This window comes from Cohnella panacarvi Gsoil 349, from assembly GCF_000515335.1.
GTDB classification, from domain to species: Bacteria; Bacillota; Bacilli; order Paenibacillales; family Paenibacillaceae; genus Cohnella; species Cohnella panacarvi.
Window position 1 is genome coordinate 2,028,723 of record NZ_KI911563.1, and the last position, 18,475, is coordinate 2,047,197.

At 57.3% G+C, this 18,475-nt stretch carries 18 protein-coding genes; 9 read left to right on the forward strand and 9 right to left on the reverse strand.

Features of this window, described 5'->3' with window-relative positions; genetic code table 11:
* Window positions 1-4 precede the first annotated feature (4 nt).
* On the forward strand, window positions 5-1,114 hold the full coding sequence (hisC, locus tag COHPA_RS0109730; RefSeq protein ID WP_027085988.1) for a histidinol-phosphate transaminase: 1,110 nt from the start codon (window positions 5-7) through the stop codon (window positions 1,112-1,114).
* Between the two features lie 28 nt (window positions 1,115-1,142).
* On the opposite strand, the gene rbsK is transcribed toward hisC, so the two are convergent.
* The 3 genes from rbsK to COHPA_RS0109745 all read right to left on the reverse strand — a co-directional run bounded on the left by rbsK (window position 1,143) and on the right by COHPA_RS0109745 (window position 4,357).
* Window positions 1,143-2,066, reverse strand: a complete 924-nt coding sequence (gene rbsK / locus COHPA_RS0109735; RefSeq protein ID WP_027085989.1) for a ribokinase — start codon at window positions 2,064-2,066, stop codon at window positions 1,143-1,145.
* Window positions 2,067-2,164: 98 nt separating this feature from the next.
* Window positions 2,165-2,956, reverse strand: a complete 792-nt coding sequence (locus COHPA_RS0109740; RefSeq protein ID WP_027085990.1) for a zinc ribbon domain-containing protein — start codon at window positions 2,954-2,956, stop codon at window positions 2,165-2,167.
* A 138-nt stretch (window positions 2,957-3,094) separates the two neighbouring features.
* Window positions 3,095-4,357 carry a PQQ-dependent sugar dehydrogenase gene (locus tag COHPA_RS0109745; RefSeq protein WP_027085991.1) on the reverse strand — a complete coding sequence of 421 codons (1,263 nt, stop codon included), beginning with the start codon at window positions 4,355-4,357 and terminating at the stop codon, window positions 3,095-3,097.
* A gap of 102 nt (window positions 4,358-4,459) precedes the next feature.
* Here COHPA_RS0109745 and COHPA_RS0109750 point away from each other — a divergent pair, with 102 nt between their 5' ends.
* Genes COHPA_RS0109750 through COHPA_RS0109760 form a run of 3 tightly spaced genes read left to right on the forward strand, consistent with a single transcriptional unit; the run spans window position 4,460 to window position 7,920 of the window.
* Entirely contained in the window at window positions 4,460-5,725 is a 1,266-nt protein-coding gene (locus tag COHPA_RS0109750; RefSeq protein ID WP_027085992.1) for a nucleotide sugar dehydrogenase, read from the forward strand.
* 17 nt (window positions 5,726-5,742) lie between these two features.
* A complete protein-coding gene (locus tag COHPA_RS0109755) occupies window positions 5,743-6,849 on the forward strand; it encodes a DegT/DnrJ/EryC1/StrS family aminotransferase (RefSeq protein WP_027085993.1) in 1,107 nt (368 codons plus the stop codon).
* Window positions 6,850-7,920: a Gfo/Idh/MocA family protein gene (locus COHPA_RS0109760; RefSeq protein WP_027085994.1), complete on the forward strand. Its 1,071-nt coding sequence runs from the start codon at window positions 6,850-6,852 to the stop codon at window positions 7,918-7,920.
* A gap of 17 nt (window positions 7,921-7,937) precedes the next feature.
* Here COHPA_RS0109760 and COHPA_RS0109765 read toward each other — a convergent pair whose 3' ends face one another.
* The gene (locus COHPA_RS0109765; protein WP_245590336.1) at window positions 7,938-9,284 is read right to left on the reverse strand and encodes a glycosyltransferase family protein; all 1,347 of its coding nucleotides are present in this window, start codon (window positions 9,282-9,284) and stop codon (window positions 7,938-7,940) included.
* Window positions 9,285-9,444: 160 nt separating this feature from the next.
* Here COHPA_RS0109765 and COHPA_RS0109770 point away from each other — a divergent pair, with 160 nt between their 5' ends.
* The 5 genes from COHPA_RS0109770 (at window position 9,445) to COHPA_RS0109790 (ending at window position 14,580) form a co-directional block, all read left to right on the forward strand.
* Window positions 9,445-10,422 (forward strand): NAD-dependent epimerase/dehydratase family protein, encoded by a 978-nt coding sequence (locus tag COHPA_RS0109770; protein ID WP_027085996.1) that lies wholly within the window; start codon window positions 9,445-9,447, stop codon window positions 10,420-10,422.
* Window positions 10,419-11,393, forward strand: a complete 975-nt coding sequence (locus COHPA_RS0109775; RefSeq protein WP_027085997.1) for a CgeB family protein — start codon at window positions 10,419-10,421, stop codon at window positions 11,391-11,393. The genes COHPA_RS0109770 and COHPA_RS0109775 overlap by 4 nt, the downstream gene beginning before the upstream one ends.
* Window positions 11,383-12,354, forward strand: coding sequence for an ATP-grasp domain-containing protein (locus tag COHPA_RS0109780; RefSeq protein ID WP_027085998.1), 972 nt, complete (start codon window positions 11,383-11,385; stop codon window positions 12,352-12,354). Before COHPA_RS0109775 ends, COHPA_RS0109780 begins: the two co-directional genes overlap by 11 nt.
* A 1-nt stretch (window position 12,355) precedes the next feature.
* Window positions 12,356-12,994 (forward strand): HAD family hydrolase, encoded by a 639-nt coding sequence (locus tag COHPA_RS0109785; protein ID WP_027085999.1) that lies wholly within the window; start codon window positions 12,356-12,358, stop codon window positions 12,992-12,994.
* 362 nt (window positions 12,995-13,356) lie between these two features.
* Window positions 13,357-14,580, forward strand: a complete 1,224-nt coding sequence (locus COHPA_RS0109790; protein ID WP_027086000.1) for an IS256 family transposase — start codon at window positions 13,357-13,359, stop codon at window positions 14,578-14,580.
* 94 nt (window positions 14,581-14,674) lie between these two features.
* On the opposite strand, the gene COHPA_RS25815 is transcribed toward COHPA_RS0109790, so the two are convergent.
* Genes COHPA_RS25815 through COHPA_RS0109815 form a run of 5 tightly spaced genes read right to left on the reverse strand, consistent with a single transcriptional unit; the run spans window position 14,675 to window position 18,317 of the window.
* Window positions 14,675-14,836 carry a hypothetical protein gene (locus tag COHPA_RS25815; RefSeq protein WP_169733257.1) on the reverse strand — a complete coding sequence of 54 codons (162 nt, stop codon included), beginning with the start codon at window positions 14,834-14,836 and terminating at the stop codon, window positions 14,675-14,677.
* A 13-nt stretch (window positions 14,837-14,849) separates the two neighbouring features.
* Complete coding sequence (locus COHPA_RS0109800) at window positions 14,850-15,155, reverse strand: ferredoxin family protein (protein ID WP_027086001.1); 306 nt, start codon at window positions 15,153-15,155, stop codon at window positions 14,850-14,852.
* On the reverse strand, window positions 15,155-16,450 hold the full coding sequence (locus COHPA_RS0109805; protein ID WP_027086002.1) for an FAD-dependent oxidoreductase: 1,296 nt from the start codon (window positions 16,448-16,450) through the stop codon (window positions 15,155-15,157). The genes COHPA_RS0109800 and COHPA_RS0109805 overlap by 1 nt, the downstream gene beginning before the upstream one ends.
* Window positions 16,434-17,471, reverse strand: a complete 1,038-nt coding sequence (locus COHPA_RS0109810) for an electron transfer flavoprotein subunit alpha/FixB family protein (protein WP_027086003.1) — start codon at window positions 17,469-17,471, stop codon at window positions 16,434-16,436. Before COHPA_RS0109810 ends, COHPA_RS0109805 begins: the two co-directional genes overlap by 17 nt.
* On the reverse strand, window positions 17,472-18,317 hold the full coding sequence (locus COHPA_RS0109815) for an electron transfer flavoprotein subunit beta/FixA family protein (protein ID WP_027086004.1): 846 nt from the start codon (window positions 18,315-18,317) through the stop codon (window positions 17,472-17,474).
* Window positions 18,318-18,475: the final 158 nt, after the last annotated feature.

Genomic DNA, 18,475 nt, shown 5'->3' on the forward strand with positions numbered 1-18,475 from the left:
CCGCATGTCGTTAACGAAGTCCGACATTCTAGCACGGGATGTACTGAATCGCATGAAGCCTTATTCGCCGGGCAAGCCGATATGGGAGGTCCAGCGAGAGTTGGGACTGGATCGCGTCGTCAAGCTAGCCTCCAACGAGAATCCGCTCGGCCCTTCGCCCAAAGCAGCGGAGGCGATCCGCAAGCTGCTGGCCGATCTCCATCGGTATCCCGACGCCCAGGCAGTGGATTTACGCGCGGCGATAGCCGGCCGATACGGGCTGGCATCCGAGCAGATCATCGTCACGAACGGCGGAGACGAGTTAATTACGCTTGTATCCGAGGCGTTCATCGACGCCGGGGACGAGATTATTATCCCAAGTCCTTCCTTCAGCGAGTACGAGTTCGGAGGTCGCTTGATGGGAGCCGCGATCCGGAATGTTGCTTTGACGGAGAACGGTCAATACAATGTTGCAGCCATTCTCGAAGCGGTTAACGAACGTACGAAGATCGTATATTTATGCTCGCCTAATAACCCGACCGGAACGATCCTGCGTAAATCGGCCTTATCGGAATTATTGCATGCTTTGCCTCGGAACGTGCTTGTCGTGTACGACTCGGCTTACAGTCACTTTGTGACCGAGGGCGATTATTCGGACGGCATGGAATTCGTAAAAGCGGGTTATCCCGTAATCGTCCTGCAAACCTTCTCCAAGATTTACGGATTAGCGGGAATCCGGGTAGGATTCGGAGTCGCTTCGCCATCGATCATAAGGGCGGTTCTTCAGGTCAAGGAACCGTTTAACGTGAACGCCCTTGCCCAGGCCGCGGCCGCGGCGGCGATTGAAGATGAGAATCACGTCCTTAAGTCCCGCCGTCTGGTGGAGGAAGAACGTCTGCGGCTGTATCGGGGATTCGAAGAGCTCGGCTTGTCCTATACGCCGAGCATGAGCAATTTCATTCTCGTTCATCTTGGAGAAGAAGCGGAGCAGCGCTACGTCGAACTGATGCGGAGAGGAATAATCGTTCGAAGCGGAATCGCTTGGGGGTTGCCGCAGCACGTACGAATTTCCGTCGGCACTCCCGAGGAAAACCGATTGCTGCTTCAAGCGCTCCGATCGATCCTTGACGGATAACGATAGGAATGGACCCGTACCCGCCGACTTAGCGGAACCGTCCTTCGTCGAACGCGAGCACCGCCTGCAGATCCGGCATGCCGCCTTGGGCGCCGAACTTCGTAACGGATAGCGCGGCGACTTTGCCGGCGAAGCGGGCGGCCTCCGCAAGCGGACGGCCGCTCGCGATCGCGTACGCCAAACCCGCGTTGAATGCGTCGCCCGCGCCGGTCGTATCCACGGCGTCCATCCGATAGCCGCCCTCCGTTCCGCGTTCGCCGTCGGCGCCTGCGTAAGCGCAGCCTTTCGCTCCGAGCGTCGTCACGACGTTCCGAACGCCTCGCTCCAGCAAGCCGCTCATCGCCGCTTCCGCATCGGTCCCGCTATTCCCGCCGACAATCCCAAGCTCGATCTGGTTCGGCGTTAAATAGTCGATGTCTTGCAGCAACTCCTCGGGCAACGCCCTTGCGGGAGCAGGATTCAAGACGACGGTTTTCCCCATGCGCTTGGCCGTCTTCACGGCGTGAACGACCGTCTCTAACGGTATTTCCAACTGAAGCAGCACGACATCGGCTCCCGCGATCGCGTCCCGATGCGCATCGACGTCCTCCGGCGAGCACGACGCGTTAGCGCCCGGGATAACGATAATCCTATTGTCTCCGTCCGCGAGCAGAATGGAAGCGACGCCTGTCGCCGCCCCGGCAAGCCGCTTCACTCCGTCCATGCGCACGCCGACCTGCGACAATGCCCCGAACATTTGCTCCCCGAACGCATCCTCGCCGACGGCGCCGATCATGGTCGTATCCGCTCCCAGCTTCGCAAGCGCATACGCTTGGTTGGCTCCTTTGCCGCCGGGTACGAACCGAACGCTCCTGCCGAACATCGTCTCCCCGGCTTGAGGCGGCGCGTCCGCCTCGACTACGATATCCATATTAAGGCTGCCGATCACGACAATTTTAGGCTGTTTATCCATCTTTATTCCCCTTTGAAAGCAAATCGGGTTGCCTCTCGCATGGAGAGACAACCCTATTGTACTGCTTATTCGCCATGCTGTCCCGATCTGCCCGGGAGCTACAGAATATTGCCCATTCCGTTGAAGAACACGGATAGCAGGTTATCGCCGAACAGATACAGCAACAGCAAGGAGCCCGCGAAAGTGCCGAGGATGCCATAGAAAGGATCCAAGCCGTCCTTATGCCGGTTTCTGTAGCTGTAGATCGTCGCGCTGACGGCCAGCATCCAAGAGAAAATACCCGCGAGTACGACCCACCCGAGGAGATCCCCGTTCAATTCCAGCAAGGAGAGAAGGACGCCGAACGTCATGATCGCCGTCGAAGGGATCAGGTAAGCGCCGAATCTGCCGATGACTTCCCGATAGCTCACAACGACATTCCCGAGCTTCAGCGCGAAGAAAATCAGCGAATTGACCATCATGGCGACGATGAGCAGGAAGATCAGAGGCTTGAGCACGTAGTCGCCGAACGTGATGCGCACGAATCCGAACCCTAACCCGCCCACGGTATTTTTTAAAGTAAAATACACGATCAAAGGAAGCATCAACGAGAACAGCACCATCGTAATGATCCCGTTAACCATGTTGCTCTCGTTCGTCGTTTCGCCGATTCGCGTAGGCTGCTTCAACGTCTGTACGAAATGTTTCCAGTATTGGCTCGAAACTTGTTTGATTTGCTCCAACTGCGGGTTAGGCTGGCTCGGTTGATCCTGCCGCCCCGATTGACCCGCGCCGAGGTGAGGGAAGGCTTGACCCGCTTCAGCGGCCGCTGCTGTCTCTATGCTTGCGCCGCATTTCACGCAAAACTTGCTGCCTTCGGGATTGGTCTGTCCGCATGAATTACATTGCACGCCGGTTCATCCTCCATCGTCTAAGTGTTTAGGAATATATCCTAGTAAAACACTAGTATTATAGAGGCAAATCGGGTTAACGTCTATGGATGATCTCTAAAGAAGCGCTAAACTTTGTCATTATTCGACCTATTCGCGTTATTGAACCCGAAGAATCCGTCCCTCGTACGTGCATACGTACAGCTCGCCCTCGCTGTCGACCCCGAACGAAGTCACGTTCTCTCCCGACGCAAGCAGCGTGACGACTTCCGGCGAACCGTCGCCGCGTTGCTTCAACCCCCAGATCGTCCCGTTGCCGTAGTCTCCGAACACGTACCAGCCCGTCAAGTCCCGCCGCGCAGATCCGCGATAGACGTACCCGCCCGTCACCGACACTCCCTCGTCCCGGCCGTACGTATGGATCGGCTGCTTCAACTCCGCCATCTCGCAATCTTCCTTCGGGTTATAACAAGAAGCGCCTTCCTGGATTCTCCACCCGTAGTTGCCGCCTTTGTCCACGATATCGATTTCTTCGTAACGGTTCTGTCCGACGTCCGCCGCCCATAGCTTGCCGGTTTCCGCGTCAAAGCTGAACCGCCACGGGTTTCGCAAACCGTATGCATAGATTTCGGGCCTTCCTTCCTCCGCGAACGGATTGTCCGCCGGAATTCCGTACGCTAGCCCGTCGGCTGGACGGTCGACGTCGATTCGCAGGATTTTGCCCAGCAGGCTTCTTAGGTTCTGGCTATGGTTGTGCGGATCGCCTCCGCTTCCTCCGTCCCCCGTTCCTATGTACAAATAGCCGTCCGGACCGAATGCCAACTGACCGCCGTTATGGTTCGCGTAAGGCTGCTTGAAGGTAAGCAGGATTTCCTCGCTCGCCGGATTCAGCCGTTCCGCGTCACCGTCCACCGCTTCGAATCGCGCGATGACGGTTTCGGTCCTCGTCGTATAGTTCACGAAAGCGATGCCCGGGTCGTCCGGGTGCCAAGCGAGTCCGAGCAACCCCTGCTCGCTCCCTTGGTCGTAGACGCGGCCGGATAGATCGAGAATCTTCTTCGGCTCGTCCGACGGGGCGTCCAGATTCAAGCTGAAAATACGGCCGGTCTGCTCGATGATATAGATGTCTCTCGGATGATCCTTGCGCGTAATGACGCCGACCGGACGATCGAACGTCGCGTCTCCGAATACGGGTTCTAGTGTGATTGCGCCCGGCTTCATGTCGGCAGCGGGAGCGTCGCTCTCTTCGGGCGGGGACGCAGCCTCGGACCCGGACGCCTCCGAAGATTCTGAGGGCGATATCTCGGCCGGCGCGGATACGGACGGAGCAACCTCCTCGTCTTTCGCATCGCCCGAATCGAAGCATGCGGTCAGACCGACCAATAGCAGCGCGGAGACGAGCCATAACGGCATTTTCTTCATTCTTATTCCTCCTCACGAAAATAAGGAAAGCAACTAGGACAAATTCCGGAACCGTGCGTACACTTTCTATATATCATTTCAGACAACGGAGGTCTACTAGCGATGCCCTTATATAGGCTAGGCGTGATCGGGCTAGGATACGTGGGTTTGCCGCTCGCGAGTTTGTTCGCGAAGGTCGGGCATCAGGTTTACGGAATCGATATCGACGTTAATAAAATATCCCTTCTGCGCAGCCATGTCTCCTATTTATCCGATATGACGGACGCGGACGTCCGCGCATTGTTCGATACGGGGCGATTCCATGCCGAAAGCTCCTTCGAGGCCGCCAGCCAAGTCGACGTCATCGTCCTGTGCGTTCCGACTCCGCTCGATCGAAACGGCTCCCCGGATTTGACCTTCCTTCTCGGCGCCGTCCATAGCATCGTCCCCCATCTGCAACAAAGCCAGCTGATCGTACTGGAGAGCTCCACTTATCCCGGCACGTGCGAAGAGCTCGTCAAACCGATCTTGGAGTCGACCGGCAAAGTCGTCGGCCGGGATCTTCATCTCGCTTACTCTCCCGAACGGATCGACCCCGGCTCCGGGTGGGAACTGCATCGCATCCCTAAAGTCGTCGGCGGGTATACCCCGGCATGCACGGAGTTCGCGAGGAGCGTATACGACACGGCATTCGATCAGACCGTAGTCGTCTCTTCGCTCAAGACGGCGGAAATCACGAAGCTGCTCGAGAACTCCCAACGGTTCGTCAACATCTCGCTCATGAACAGCATGCTCAAAGTCGCGCGCAAGCTGAACGTCAGCCTGTGGGAAGCGATTCGCGCAGCCAGCACGAAACCGTTCGGCTTTACGCCCTATTATCCGGGACCGGGCATCGGCGGCCACTGCATCCCGGTCGACCCTTTATATTTACTGTGGAAAGCCCGGGAGCACGAGCTGGATCTACCCTTCATCGAGCTAAGCCGCCAGACGAACGAAGGGATGCCTCAATACGCGGTCGGGAGGCTAAGAGAAGCGCTAGGGTCTGCGAGCTTGGAGCATGCGAGCGTGCTGGTCATAGGCGTAACTTACAAGAAGGACGTCAACGATCTAAGAGAGTCCTCCGCCTTGAAAGTCATCTCGCTCCTTCGCGAGGAAGGCGCCGACGTGTCGTTCTACGATCCTTATATCCGAGACGTGAATGTCGGCGGCTCCGACATTCCGTTCGCTCCGTTAACGGCCGACAACGTGAAAGCCGCCGACTGCGTCGTGATCCTGACGGATCATTCCAACGTCCCGTACGATCTGATCGCGGAGCACGCTACCGTCGTATTGGATACGAGGCACGTTCTGCCCGCCGGTTCGGACAGAGGCAACGTCAACTATCTATAGCAGAGGATGGGAATCGCATGATAGGGCTTTCTGATCCGTCCCGGCAGTTTCGATTTCTGAGTAAAGAGCTGCTGCGGGAATTCGAGGTTTTCATAGGCAGCGGGGCTTACGTAATGGGCGAGAGGGTCGCATCGCTAGAGCGGATTTTCGCCGAGAGAACGGGATCGCTTGAAGCGATCGGAGTCGCGAACGGCACGGACGCGTTAATCCTAACGCTGGATGCTCTCGGGATCGGCGAGGGGGACGAGGTCATCACGACCCCTTTCACTTTCTTCGCGACGGCCGAAGCGATATCGCGAAGAGGCGCCAGACCGGTGTTCGTCGATGTCGACCCCGTCACCTACAATATCGATCCTGCTAGCATAGAGGCCGCCATTACCCCGAACACGAAAGCGATTATGCCCGTGCATCTATTCGGTCTGCCCGCTGACATGGACAGCATCGGCGCGTTAGCCCGGAAGCACGGACTCCTGGTGATAGAAGACGCCTGCCAGGCGTTCGGCGCCCGGTTCGGGGGCAGACCGGTCGGGAGTTTCGGACACGCCGCCTGCTTCTCCTTCTTCCCGACCAAGAACTTGGGGACGATGGGCGACGGCGGCATCGTTACGACCTCCGATCCGAAGCTCGCGGCGACGATCCGCCGGTTGCGGCACCATGGAAGCCCGAAGAAATATTACCACGATACGATCGGCTACAACTCCAGGCTCGACGAGCTTCACGCTCTCATTCTCCTTGCGGCCATGAACCATATCGACGAGTGGAACGAACGGAGAAGAGCGCTCGCGGACCGGTACCGCAAGGCTCTTGGCCAGATGTCCGGTCTGGACCTTCCGTCCGAGCCGGATCGCGTCCGCGGCGTCTACCACCTCTATTGCGTCGGCTCGGACGACAGAGCGTCATTACTGTCCGCGCTGAGGCAAGCCGGGGTACAGACCGGCGTGTATTATCCGTGCCCGCTTCATCTGCAGCAGGCTTATCGGAAGCTGGATTATCGCCCCGGGGATCTCCCCGTAGCCGAACGGCTCTCGGAACGGTTATTCGCCATTCCGTTGCACCCGTTCTTGTCCGACTCCGAACAAGATCGTATTATTTCGGTATTCCGCGACAATAGGAGGGCGAAATAGATGCGCGACCTTGCGCTCGCGCTGATCGGCTGCGGTGCCGTCGCAGCCAAGCACGTCGCCTCGATCGCCGCTTGTCCGGGCGTAACATTGGCCGCATTATGCGATGTCAGCACGGAACGGATGGAGACGATGTCCGCGCTATGGCGTACGGCCAGCGCCGGGCAAGGCATAGCGATACCGGTCGCCGATTACCGGCGATTGCTCGCCGATCCGGCCATCGACGCGGTCGTCGTCGCGACGAACTCCGGATGGCATGCGCGGATCGCGACAGAAGCGTTGCAGTCGAACAAACACGTCGTGCTGGAGAAGCCGATCGCCTTGTCTCTAAGGGAGGCGGACCTGATGATTCGGCTTGCGGACGAGCGAGGATTAATCGTGCAGGTATGCCACCAGCTTCGCTATCGTCCGTTGATGCTGAAGTTGAAGGAACTGGTAGACGGCGGCGCATTAGGACGAATTCTGATGGCCTCCGCCAAGCTGCGCGTGCATCGTCCTCCAAGCTACTATCAATCCTCCCCGTGGAGAGGTACGTGGGAGCACGACGGAGGAATGCTGCTGAATCAAGGCATTCACGCGATCGACTTGCTGTTATGGTACCTCGGACAGCCGACCCGCGCGTACGGGGAAATCTCCTCGCGTCATTCCGAGAAGGAAACCGAAGACGTCGCCGTCGGCATCCTGACGTTCCCCGAAGGCGCCAAAGCGATGATCGAGGCCAACTCCGTCACTTTGCCGGACAATCTCGAACAATCGCTGTTCATCCTCGGGGAGAGGGGAACGGTGAGCATCGGCGGGCAGAGGCTGGATCGCTTGGAACGCTGGTATGTGGAAAGTGAGCCGCACGCCGAGGAAGAAGCCTCGCGGCTATTAGAATGCCGCGACGAACACGTCGAGTTGTACAGAGCGTTCGCCTCCGCTTGCCGGGGGGATCAAGGAACCGTCCTGATCCCCTTGTCCGAAGGCCGGCGCGCGCTCGAGAGCGTATTCGCCATCTACTCGTCGGCCGCCGAGGCGCAAGCTTTAATGCTCCCGCTCGCAGCGTTCTCGACGCTGCGAATGAAACGAACGTAAAAGACGACGGAACGGCGTTATCCCGCCATCCGTCGTCTCCTTGCGCGCCTGCCCCGAACGGCGCCGGCTCTGGCCAACCTCCGCAGCTTCCTTCTTCCCCGCCTCTTGATTCCCTTCCTGACCATACGGCCGGTTGCGCGTACGCGGGTCGTTATCCTGCGTCCGCGTCTAGCCTTCCTGCGTCTCGAATTCCTTGAACGCTTATTAGCGCGACGGCGTTTACGGAAAGCGCGTCTGGCCGTTCTGCGAGATCGGGCTGCGGGCGTTTTCTGGACAGCGCCTTGTGGAGGCCCATTGATGCTCTCCCCTCCCCCGATCGGCTGATCGACAGCGGGGGGAGGAGGCTCGGCGCCTCTAACCGAGACCGCCCTCTCTATGGGATAAGCCTCTCCCGTCATAAGATCGAAGACGAACGTAACGTTCTCGGCTTGGTTCGGATCCGTTACGTGACGATAGACGGCTAGCAGTTTCGGAATGACCGCTTCTATCGCGTGATGCTTCAGGACCTGCGTTCGTCCTCTTTCTCCCAACGACCGTCTTAATTCCTCATTCTCGAGCAAAGGAACCATCTGCCGGTAAAGAGTCGCGGGATTCGCCGAGACGACGGGAAGCTCCGGGTCTAGCCTATGCCTTAAATCCTCGCGCAGATGGGAGAGCACCGGCTTGCCCAATGCCATCGCTTCTATGGCTGTCAGGCTATAAGAACCGTGAAACAGTTGGTCGATCACGATATCCGCCTTGGCCATCCGTTCGATGGCTTCGTCGCCGCCTGCATTCCGTACCCTCTCGTAGTGGAAATCGTAACCTTCATCCCGTAGTCGGGCGACCGCCTTCTCGATATATTCGTCTCCTTTCGACTCGTCCGCGGCGATGTGAGCGATGACGGTCCTCTTACCGAACAGCCTCTCTCCCCGACTCTTGCGGTCGTCCCATTCCTGCAGGCGAATCGCGGGGGGCACGATATAAACTCTCCGATGGAACTTCGCGGCGTATTCCGCCGCTTCCGCGCTCTCGACGATGCAGCCCGGGAATACGGAAGACACCTGTTTAAGCAGCTCTTCCGGAAGTTCGCTGTAACGATCGTCCAGGTGAGCATAGAAATTGTTGCGTACGGCGTCAAGGCGCGAGCGAATTTCGAACGTCTCATACTGAATAAGAGGCAACGCTCTATAGTGTTGCACGTAAGACGACCATTCGTTCAACCGGGAAGCGACCGCCGACGCGCCATGTACATGAACGACGTCGCATGGGCCGTAGTCCGCGACCGGTACATTCCACCGGTACACGTCCGTCTCGCAGCCGGCATCTCGTAAACCTTGCGCGATGATGTCCGCTTGCGAATGGCCGGATTCGTAGACTTGCATAATTTTCAACCCTATCCACTCCCCAGCGTGAAAATCGTCCATTCGACTATCCAGTATATGTCGCATCTGGTTCCTTGCACATTCGGCTAGTACCTATTTGTCGTTCGGGCAAGCGTACAACCCCGCGTTCGCGGGTTCTCATACATTGAGAACGAAGGGAATGATAGCGAATATGGAATTCGGCAACGTGCTGATAACGGGGGGAGCCGGCTTCGTAGGGTCCCAATTGGCGAAAAGAATCGGGCCGCTGGCCAGCCATGTCTACGTCGTAGACGATCTTTCGGCCGGAAGCCCGAATGCGGTCATCTCGTCCGACAAAATAACGTTCATCAAAGACAGCTATTATCGCGAAGAAGTGCTTGAGGACGTATTGCCGCGCGTGCAATGGATTTTTCATTTGGCTTGCAGAAGCTTAAGCTTGTCCGTCACCGATAGCTTGGAAGATTTCAGAACGAACCTGTACGGCGCCTTCGCGCTGCTCGAGAAAGCCCGCGCGCGGTGCCCCTTGCTTCAAAGAATCGTGTATACCTCGACCGCGTCCGTCTACGGCAACGCCGACGTGCGCCCGACCCCGGAAGCTTTCTACCAGATCACCACGCCCTATTCGGCAAGCAAGTTTTCGGCCGAACACTACTTCGACGTATACGCCAGGATGCATGGCATGCCGACTACGATCGTCAGGCTATCGAACGTATACGGTCCCGGACAGGTCGCGTCCAACCCGTATTGCGGCGTCGTAGCCAAATTTTTCGAATGCCTCGAGAAAGGCGACCCGTTCCCCGTCATCGGCGACGGGCTGCAGACTCGAGATTTCACCTATGTCGACGATGCGCTCGACGCCATACTCTTGGCCGCCGTCTCGCCGAACAGCGTCGGCAAGCTGTACAATATCGGCACCGGAATCGAGACGACGATTCTGCGGCTTGCCGCAACGATCGGTTCCGTCGCGGGCCGACCCGATTATCCGATCGTCTGCGCGCCGAAGCGCTCGATCGATCATATCCAGGGCCGCTCCGTCGATTCCAACCGCATCCGCCAAGAATTGAATTGGTTTCCGACGCGCACGCTGCACCAAGGTTTGGCAGAAACGCATTCCTGGTTGAAACAACGATCTTCCGGAGAGGAACGGACGCCATGAACATTCTTGCCCTCATGAGCGGCGAGCATCACCGCATGAATTTCGCCTGGGCGCTCGAGGAAATCGGCCATCGCGTATACCATTTGAGCGTGCCGGACGAGAGGCGGATCGACGAGGCCATGCGGCATTTCAACCCGGATCTGACGTTCGGCATGGGGTGGGACGAGGTGCAGACGAATCGGGACGTTCTGCCGGGAGCGCTGCGGAAGCACAATCGGTTCCATCTCTATTTCGCCGAGGAGGATTGGCTGCATTATTCCTGGTGGTCGTCCGAATACGTGAAAGCTATTCCCACGCACTTCGTCTTTTCCCGCAGCGCATCTTGCGTCCCCAAATACGAAGAGATGGGCATTCCCGCCGCGTTCCTCGACGTCGGAAGCAATCCGTCCTTCCAGCGGCCGGTAAAGCCCGTTGCCGCTTACGCGTGCGACGTTTCCGTCGTCGTGAACGGTCAATTCGAGCATGTCGCTTACCGCAGACGAAGTCTCGCCGACCTCGTCTATCCCCTGTTCGATGCTCCGTTCGATACGCGCATTCGCGGAAATCATTGGCATGACGAGCTGCCCAGGCTTGTCGGCATCACGGCCAACCCTCGCATGCTGTACGGCATTCTGCCGTATTACGAGACGCCTAAAGTCCATAGCTCCGCCAGAATCAACATCAGCGTGCAGACCGTCGAGGACCAACTGAGCAGCCGGACGTACGACATTCTAGCCTGCGGCGGGTTCCTGCTCACTTCGGATACGCCGCAAGTCCGCGAACGGCTTAAACCGGGGATCAACTGCGAAACTTCGGGTTCTCCCGAGGAGACGATTGAGAAAATCCGCTATTATTTGCAGCATGAAGACCAAAGAATCCAAATCGCCCGCAGAGGGCTTGAGTTCGCCCGCTCCGAAGGCTCTTACCAGACGAATATTCCGCGGGTATGGCCGCTCGTCGAAGCCGAAGTGAACCGATACTATGGGCGATAACCGGGTTCTGAACATCCTGATTCCTTCCGCCGGAGGCGTCTCGGGAACATTCCTTATTCGCCACTTGTCTCGCAACAAGGTCGACGGTTACGACTACCGGATCGTAACCGCGGACAGCAATCCGCAGGTCGCGGCGAAGTATTTCGCCGACGCTTTCTACCCGGTACCGATGTGCGGCGACGCGCGATACGAGAGCGAAATTGTCGAGATTATCGCCAACGAACGGATCGATATCATTTTCCCGCTTGCCTCGTACGACATTCCGTTCTTCGCCGCGCGGAAAACTCGGCTCGAACAGCTCGGGTGCAGGCTGCTCGTCTGCGATCTCCATACCCACGAACGATTGCACAACAAGAAGAAGATGTATGCGTTGATGAAGAGCATCGGCATTGCGGTACCGCGGGTTTACGAGGAAGGCGAGATTCCGGCTTATCCGGCGATTCTGAAATCGACCGAAAGCAGCGGAAGCAGAGGCGTCTACAGATTGGATGACGACGCGGATTACCGCTATTGGTCGGGGAAGCTCGGGGAGCACGTGGCGACGGCTTTCGTGCAAGGAACGGAATACACGGTCGATTGCCTGTTCGACCGCTCGGGCGGGCTCGTCGCGTTCAACGTCCGCGAGAGACTTAAGACGAACGGAGGCGCCGTCGTCGTCACGACGCAGGCGGAACCTTCGGAGGCGTTGCGGTTCGTCCTTCGGCAGCTCGAGAAACATCTTGCCCTCGAAGGACCGGTTAACTTCCAATACATCGCGGACCGGGACAACCGCCTCTTCCTGACGGACTTTAACACGCGGTTCGCTTCCGGCGGACTGCCGCTCACGATCGCCGCCGGCTGCGATATTCCCAACCTGATGATCCGGCTGATGCTCGGCCTGGACGTCGAAGTTCCCGAACGTATGCCGACCAAGCTGACGATGTACCGGTACTACGACGAGTTTTATGCCGAGGAGCTATAATATGCCGGTTATCTATATCGATCTCGACGGAACGCTGCTCGACGTATGGCCAAGGTACTATGCCGTCATGGGTCGGTTTCTGGAACGCCACGGGCTGTTCGCCTTAAGCTTGAGCGAATATAAAAGGCAGAAGCTGCAATGGGTCCGGGACGAGGCGATCGTTCGGCACGCGGCCTTCGGCTACCCGGACGGGGGAAGCGAACTGCTCCCGTTATATCGAAGCTGGAAAAGCGAATCGCTGGAGAGCGCGCCGATGCTGCGGCTGGACCGGCCGATCGGCCGGCTGAACGAGTTCGCGGCCCGGGTCAGCCCCTCTTATCGGCTGAATCTCGTCTCGATAAGAAGGGATCCCGAGCTTGCCATGCGGCAGCTCCGGCGTTTAAACCTGATCGCTCCGTTCGAGCGGATCGACTTCGTATCGCCCTCCGGGACCGGCAACCCGAAGCTGGACGCGATTCGCGATAGGGCATGCTCTCAAGATATCATGATCGGCGACAGCGAGATCGATCTGGCATGCGGATCGATGCTCGGACTTCGCACGTTCCACGTCCGAACGGGCTTACGAAGCTTCGGGTACGCGAGCCGCGATCATCCCGCCCTCGAGCTCGGGCAGTATGACGACGTGCTGGGCTATTTGTGAGTCGGGATGGGGCAATACCGGAGAGGATGGATTGAGCCATCGCCTGTATGAAGTACAGTTAGTCAGCTTAAAAACATGCTTAGAGCGATCTAACAGTACGGAATACATGTAGATAACTCATAAATTCTCTAAAACCTATTTTGCATTGAACGAAATGTACTTCGTGCATCTAATATGCTAATAGACAGCTTATACAAGTTAAGAACTGTATTCGATACAGTTATCGACCTGGCACGGTTCTGTGTTAAAGTTAAGTCCATATAATTGTGTAAAATGGTTGTCCTAAAAAAGGAGAGCCATAAATAAATTCCTCTCTTAAAATGAAAGTTGTCGAGACCCATTTTAGAGGAGGATTTTTATTTATGGCTCAGTATCAGATTACCGTAGATACGGCATTGTTGCATCAACTGTTTTTAGGAAAAGGACAAGATTCTGGTGTGAATGGTTTGTTGGAATCCGTGTTAAACCAGGTTCTCCAAGCACAAGTAGCTGAGCAGGCAGGAGCAGATAAGTATGAGCGATCCGACGAAAGGACGGGATACCGCAATGGGACTTATCCTCGTAAACTAACGACTCGTGTAGGAAGCATTACACTGCATGTACCTCGGCTTAGGGACGGCAGCTTCTCTACGGAGCTTTTCGCCCGGTATCAAAGAAGCGAACAAGCTTTGATGCTCTCTCTTATGGAAATGGTGATTAACGGCGTATCCACACGCAAAGTAACCACGATTACGGAAGAATTGTGCGGAGCCGAGTTTTCTAAATCGACAGTGAGCGAGCTCTGCAAACAACTGGATCCTATCGTAAGCAGCTGGAATAACCGGCCGCTTCATGAAACTTCCTACCCGTTTATCTCGGTCGACGCCATGTTCGTTAAAGTGCGTGAAGATGGGCGGGTTCGTTCCCGTGGCGTCATGATTGGCTATGGCGTAAACAAGGACGGGCAACGTGAGATTTTGGGCCTCATGCTCGGTGACACCGAAAGCGAGGCAAGCTGGAGCGAGTTCTTTAGCTCGCTTAAGGCTCGCGGGCTTCGTGGTGTCGAGTTAGTGGTTAGTGATCACCATGGCGGCCTTGTACGCGCTGTAAGGCAACATTTCCAAGGTATAACGTGGCAGAGATGCCAAATGCACTTCATCCGCAACGTTCTAGACGCAGCGCCGAAAGCACTGAAGACCGAGATTAAAGGCCGTGTCCGATCGATATTTGAAGCGCCCGATCTAGAGACTGCTCGACAGTATCTGAAGCAGACCCTAGAGGCGTATTCGAGCAAAGCAGCTAAAGCGATGGAGACGCTGGAGAGCGGTTTTGACGATGCTACAGCTATTATTGTATATCCTGAAGCGTACCGAATTCGGCTAAGAACCACGAATGGCGTGGAGCGTTTAAACGCCGAAATCCGGCGGAGGGAGAGTGTGATACGGATCTTTCCTAACCGGGAATCTGTTATTCGCCTACTAGGCGCAGTCCTGATGGAGTACGAGGAAAAGTGGACAAGCGGCCGGCGCTATTTCAACATGGATGAGTATTACGAATGGAAGAAAACAGCACCAAACCCTGCTAGTAACGTCATCCGTATCGGTTAACTTTTAAGCAGAGGATTTTACACACAATTTTGGACTTGATCTGTGTTAATAAGCACAGTGTAATTTCCACGTATAGCCTGAAAAAAGCCTACCGTCATATCGACGGATAGGCTTCCATTTTGCGCAGCGATTCCCCGAACTCCCAGCTGCTGAAGTGGTCCTCCCAGATGACGTGGTAAAGGTTCTCTTGCACCTCCATCACGACCCCTTTGGAGCCGTCCTTCACGTAAACGACGCTATCCCCGATCTTCAACATGCCACTCCCCCTCTCATCCGAGTCGAAAGACGATGCCATGCCCGCCCTTAGGGTACACCCACTTAATGTTCTGATGCGGACACCCGATCCGGCAGCTTCCGCATTCGTGACAGCCTTCGTATCCGACGTGCATCCGCACCTCTTCCCACTTGTACACCTCCGCCGGGCAGAAAACGGTGCATATTTTGTCCGGGCAGCTCGTTAAGCAGACGTTGGCGTCCATGACGTGCAGGTGAGACTGCGTATCCGCGTTGAAGCGCAGCAAATATTGCTTCTCCTCGATCGTTGCGGCTTTCGCCGCCGCAGACGGTTCGCTCATCACTTCATCACCCTCCAAGCCCGATAAAAGTCGCGCGCGATTTTGACCTTCTGCCCGAAACTCCCCATGTCCCGCCATATTTTCCGCTGCTTCTCCCGCTTCGGCGTGCCGTCGACCGTCAGCATTTGGCTCGCCGCCCGGTTCATCATCGGAATGTACTGCTCGAAGTACTGCGGGAACTTATCGAAGTGATGGGTGGCGTCCTTGTACTTCTTCATGTCCTGCCCGACGAAGCTTGCCATGAGAGATTGCCGGTACGCGTCGAGCGACGCCTCCGAGTAATCGTCCCGCTCCTTGGCCGCAATGATCGCCTCCGCTGCCAGCCGTCCCGACGTCATCGCCATATTAGAGCCTTCGCGGTGGATGGCGTTCACGAGCTGCGCGGCGTCTCCGACGACGATGACCCCTGCTCCCGCCACCTTCGGAATCGACTTGTAACCGCCTTCAGGAATGAGGTGCGCAAGGTATTCCTGAGGCTCGCCGCCTTGGATGTACGGACGAATCATCGGATGCTTCTTCACGTACTCCATTAATTCGTACGGTTTTATCTTATGCTTGATAAGTCCGGATAGTAACGTGCCGACGCCGATGCTGAGCGTATCTTTATTCGTGTACAGGAAGCCGGTGCCGAGAATGCCTTTCGTCGCGTCGCCGAACAGCTCGATCGTGCAGCCTTGGCCTTCCTCCAGGTTGAACCGGTCCTCGATGATCTTCTTGTCGAGCTTCAAGATTTCCATCGTCGCCAGCGCGACCTCGTCGGGCCTGAACTCCTTATGGAAGCCGAGCGACTTCGCCAGCAGCGAATTGACGCCGTCCGCCAGCACGACGACGTCCGCTCTCAGCTCCCCGTCCGGGCGGTCCGTCTTCACGCCGACGACTCGGCCGTCTTCGACGACGCATTCGAGCACGACCGTCTCGCATACGAGCAGCGCGCCTCTCTCGACCGCCTTCTGCGCGAACCATTGGTCGAACTTCGCGCGCAGCACCGTAAAGTTGTTATACGGCTCCTGCGCCCACTCCATCCCTTTATAGGAGAACGTGACCGCCGACGTCTTATCCATCATCATGAACCGCTGCTCCACGATCGGCCGCTCCACCGGCGCCTCCTTGTGGAAGTCCGGCACGATTTCCTCCATCATCTTGCGATAGAGGACGCCGCCCATGACGTTCTTCGAGCCTGGGTACTCTCCCCGCTCGATCAGCAGCACGTTCACGCCATGTTTCGCCAGCTCGTATGCGCAGGCAATGCCCGCAGGTCCCGCGCCTACGACGATGACGTCAAATTTTTCCGGCATTGGACAGTTCCCCTTTCGCTAATGCGACTCTGAACGCTTCGGTCAGCAGCGGCAGGATGACGAACGCGTCGCCGACGATGCCGTAATGGCAGCTATTGAAAATAGCGGCGTTCGGATCTTTGTTGATCGCGATAATGAGACCCGAGTTCTGCATGCCGACGATATGCTGGATGGCGCCCGATATTCCGACGGCGAAGTAGATTTTCGGCGTGACGGTAACGCCGGTCTGCCCGACCTGGTGGTGATGCCCGATCCATCCGGCCTCGACGACGTCGCGGCTTGCTCCTACCGCCGCGCCGAGCACGTCAGCCAGCTCGTGCACGAGCTGGAAGCCCGCGGCGCTGCCGAGCCCTTTGCCCCCGGCGACGATAATATCCGCCTCGTCGATCCGCGCCCGATGCGTCGTCGCGCGTACGATGTCGAGCACCTTCGTGCGGATATCCTCTTCCCTCAGCGGGATCGACTCCGCGACGATCGCTCCCGTTCGGCCCGGCTGCCTAGGAAGCGCCTTCATCACTTTCGCCCGCACGGTCGCCATCTGCGGACGATACTTCTTGCATAGGATCGTCGCCATGATGTTGCCGCCGAACGCCGGCCGGCTCGCCAGCAGCAAGCCCGTGTCCGCTTCGACGTCCAGCTGGGTCGTATCCGCCGTCAATCCCGTCGGCAAATCCGTCGCGACCGCGCTAGCCAAGTCTTTGCCCGTCGAGGTCGCTCCGTAGAGCAGAATTTCCGGCTTATGCTTCTCCACGCAAGCCAGCACGGCCCGCATGTACGTCTCCGTCCGATAATGGCGATAGATCGGCGCATCGTACACGTACACGACGTCCGCTCCGTATTCGAACGCCTTCTTCGCGAGCTTGGTCACGTTGTCGCCGATCAGCAAGCCCGCGAGCGGCGCGTTACGCTTGTCCGCCAATTGGCGGCCGGCGCCGAGAAGCTCCAGCGATACGGGCGCAATATCGCCGTCTTTCGCTTCGATGAACACCCAAGTGCCCTTATAGTCTTCGAACCCGCTCATTTAAGCACCTCCCGTCGCCGTCTCGGTAACGGCCGCGAACAGCTCTCTTCGGGCGAGCAGCACTTCGAGCAACTGCTCGGCTTGCTTGTTCGGATCGCCATCGAGAAGCTTCCCGCCTTGCGGCTTCTGCGGCGCCCAGACAGAGCTTACGATCGTCGGCGACCCTTTGAGTCCGAGCTGCGTCCGGTCGATGCCGGGCAAGTCGTCTACCGACCATATCTTCGGCTGATAACGAGCGGCTTTGAGCATATTCGGCAGCGGGGAATAAGGAGCCTCGTTGATTTCCTTCTCTACGGAGAACAAGCAGGGAAGCGTTGAACGCACGACCTCGTAACCGTCTTCCAGCTTTCGATGAACGATCGCAAAGCATTCTTCGCGGTTGACTTCCACAACCTTGTTGACGGAGGTCAGCGGCGGCATGTCGAGCCTTCTGGCGATGCCCGGCCCGACTTGTCCGGTATCCCCGTCGATCGTCATTTTCCCGCAAATAATCAGATCGATCGGCCGCACCTCCGCGGCGATTTTCTCCAGCGCTTTCGTCAGCGCGTAGCTCGTGGCCAGCGTATCCGCCCCGGCGAACGCCCGATCGGTAATCATATAGCCTTCGTCCGCGCCGATCTCGATGCATTTCTTGATCGCCTTGACCGCGGGAGGGGGTCCCATCGTCAGCACGGAGACGACGCCTCCGTAACGGGCTCGCAACCTCACGGCTTCTTCCACCGCATGCGAGTCGTAGGGGTTCAAGATCGCCGGCGCGCTCGAACGGTCCATCGTATTCGTCTTCGGGTTCATCTTGATGATTTTCGTATCCGGTACCTGCTTAATGCAGGCGACGATATGCAGCATTCTCTTCACCCTTTCGGCCGCATTTACGCAATTCCGATGCGTTGTTCCTACTACAGCGAACAATTCTAATATATTGGCGGTGGCAGGCGAACATGACAAGGCAAGAACGAACGCTTATTCAACCGTTGGTTGAATGCTCCCAAAATTCAATTGCGAGG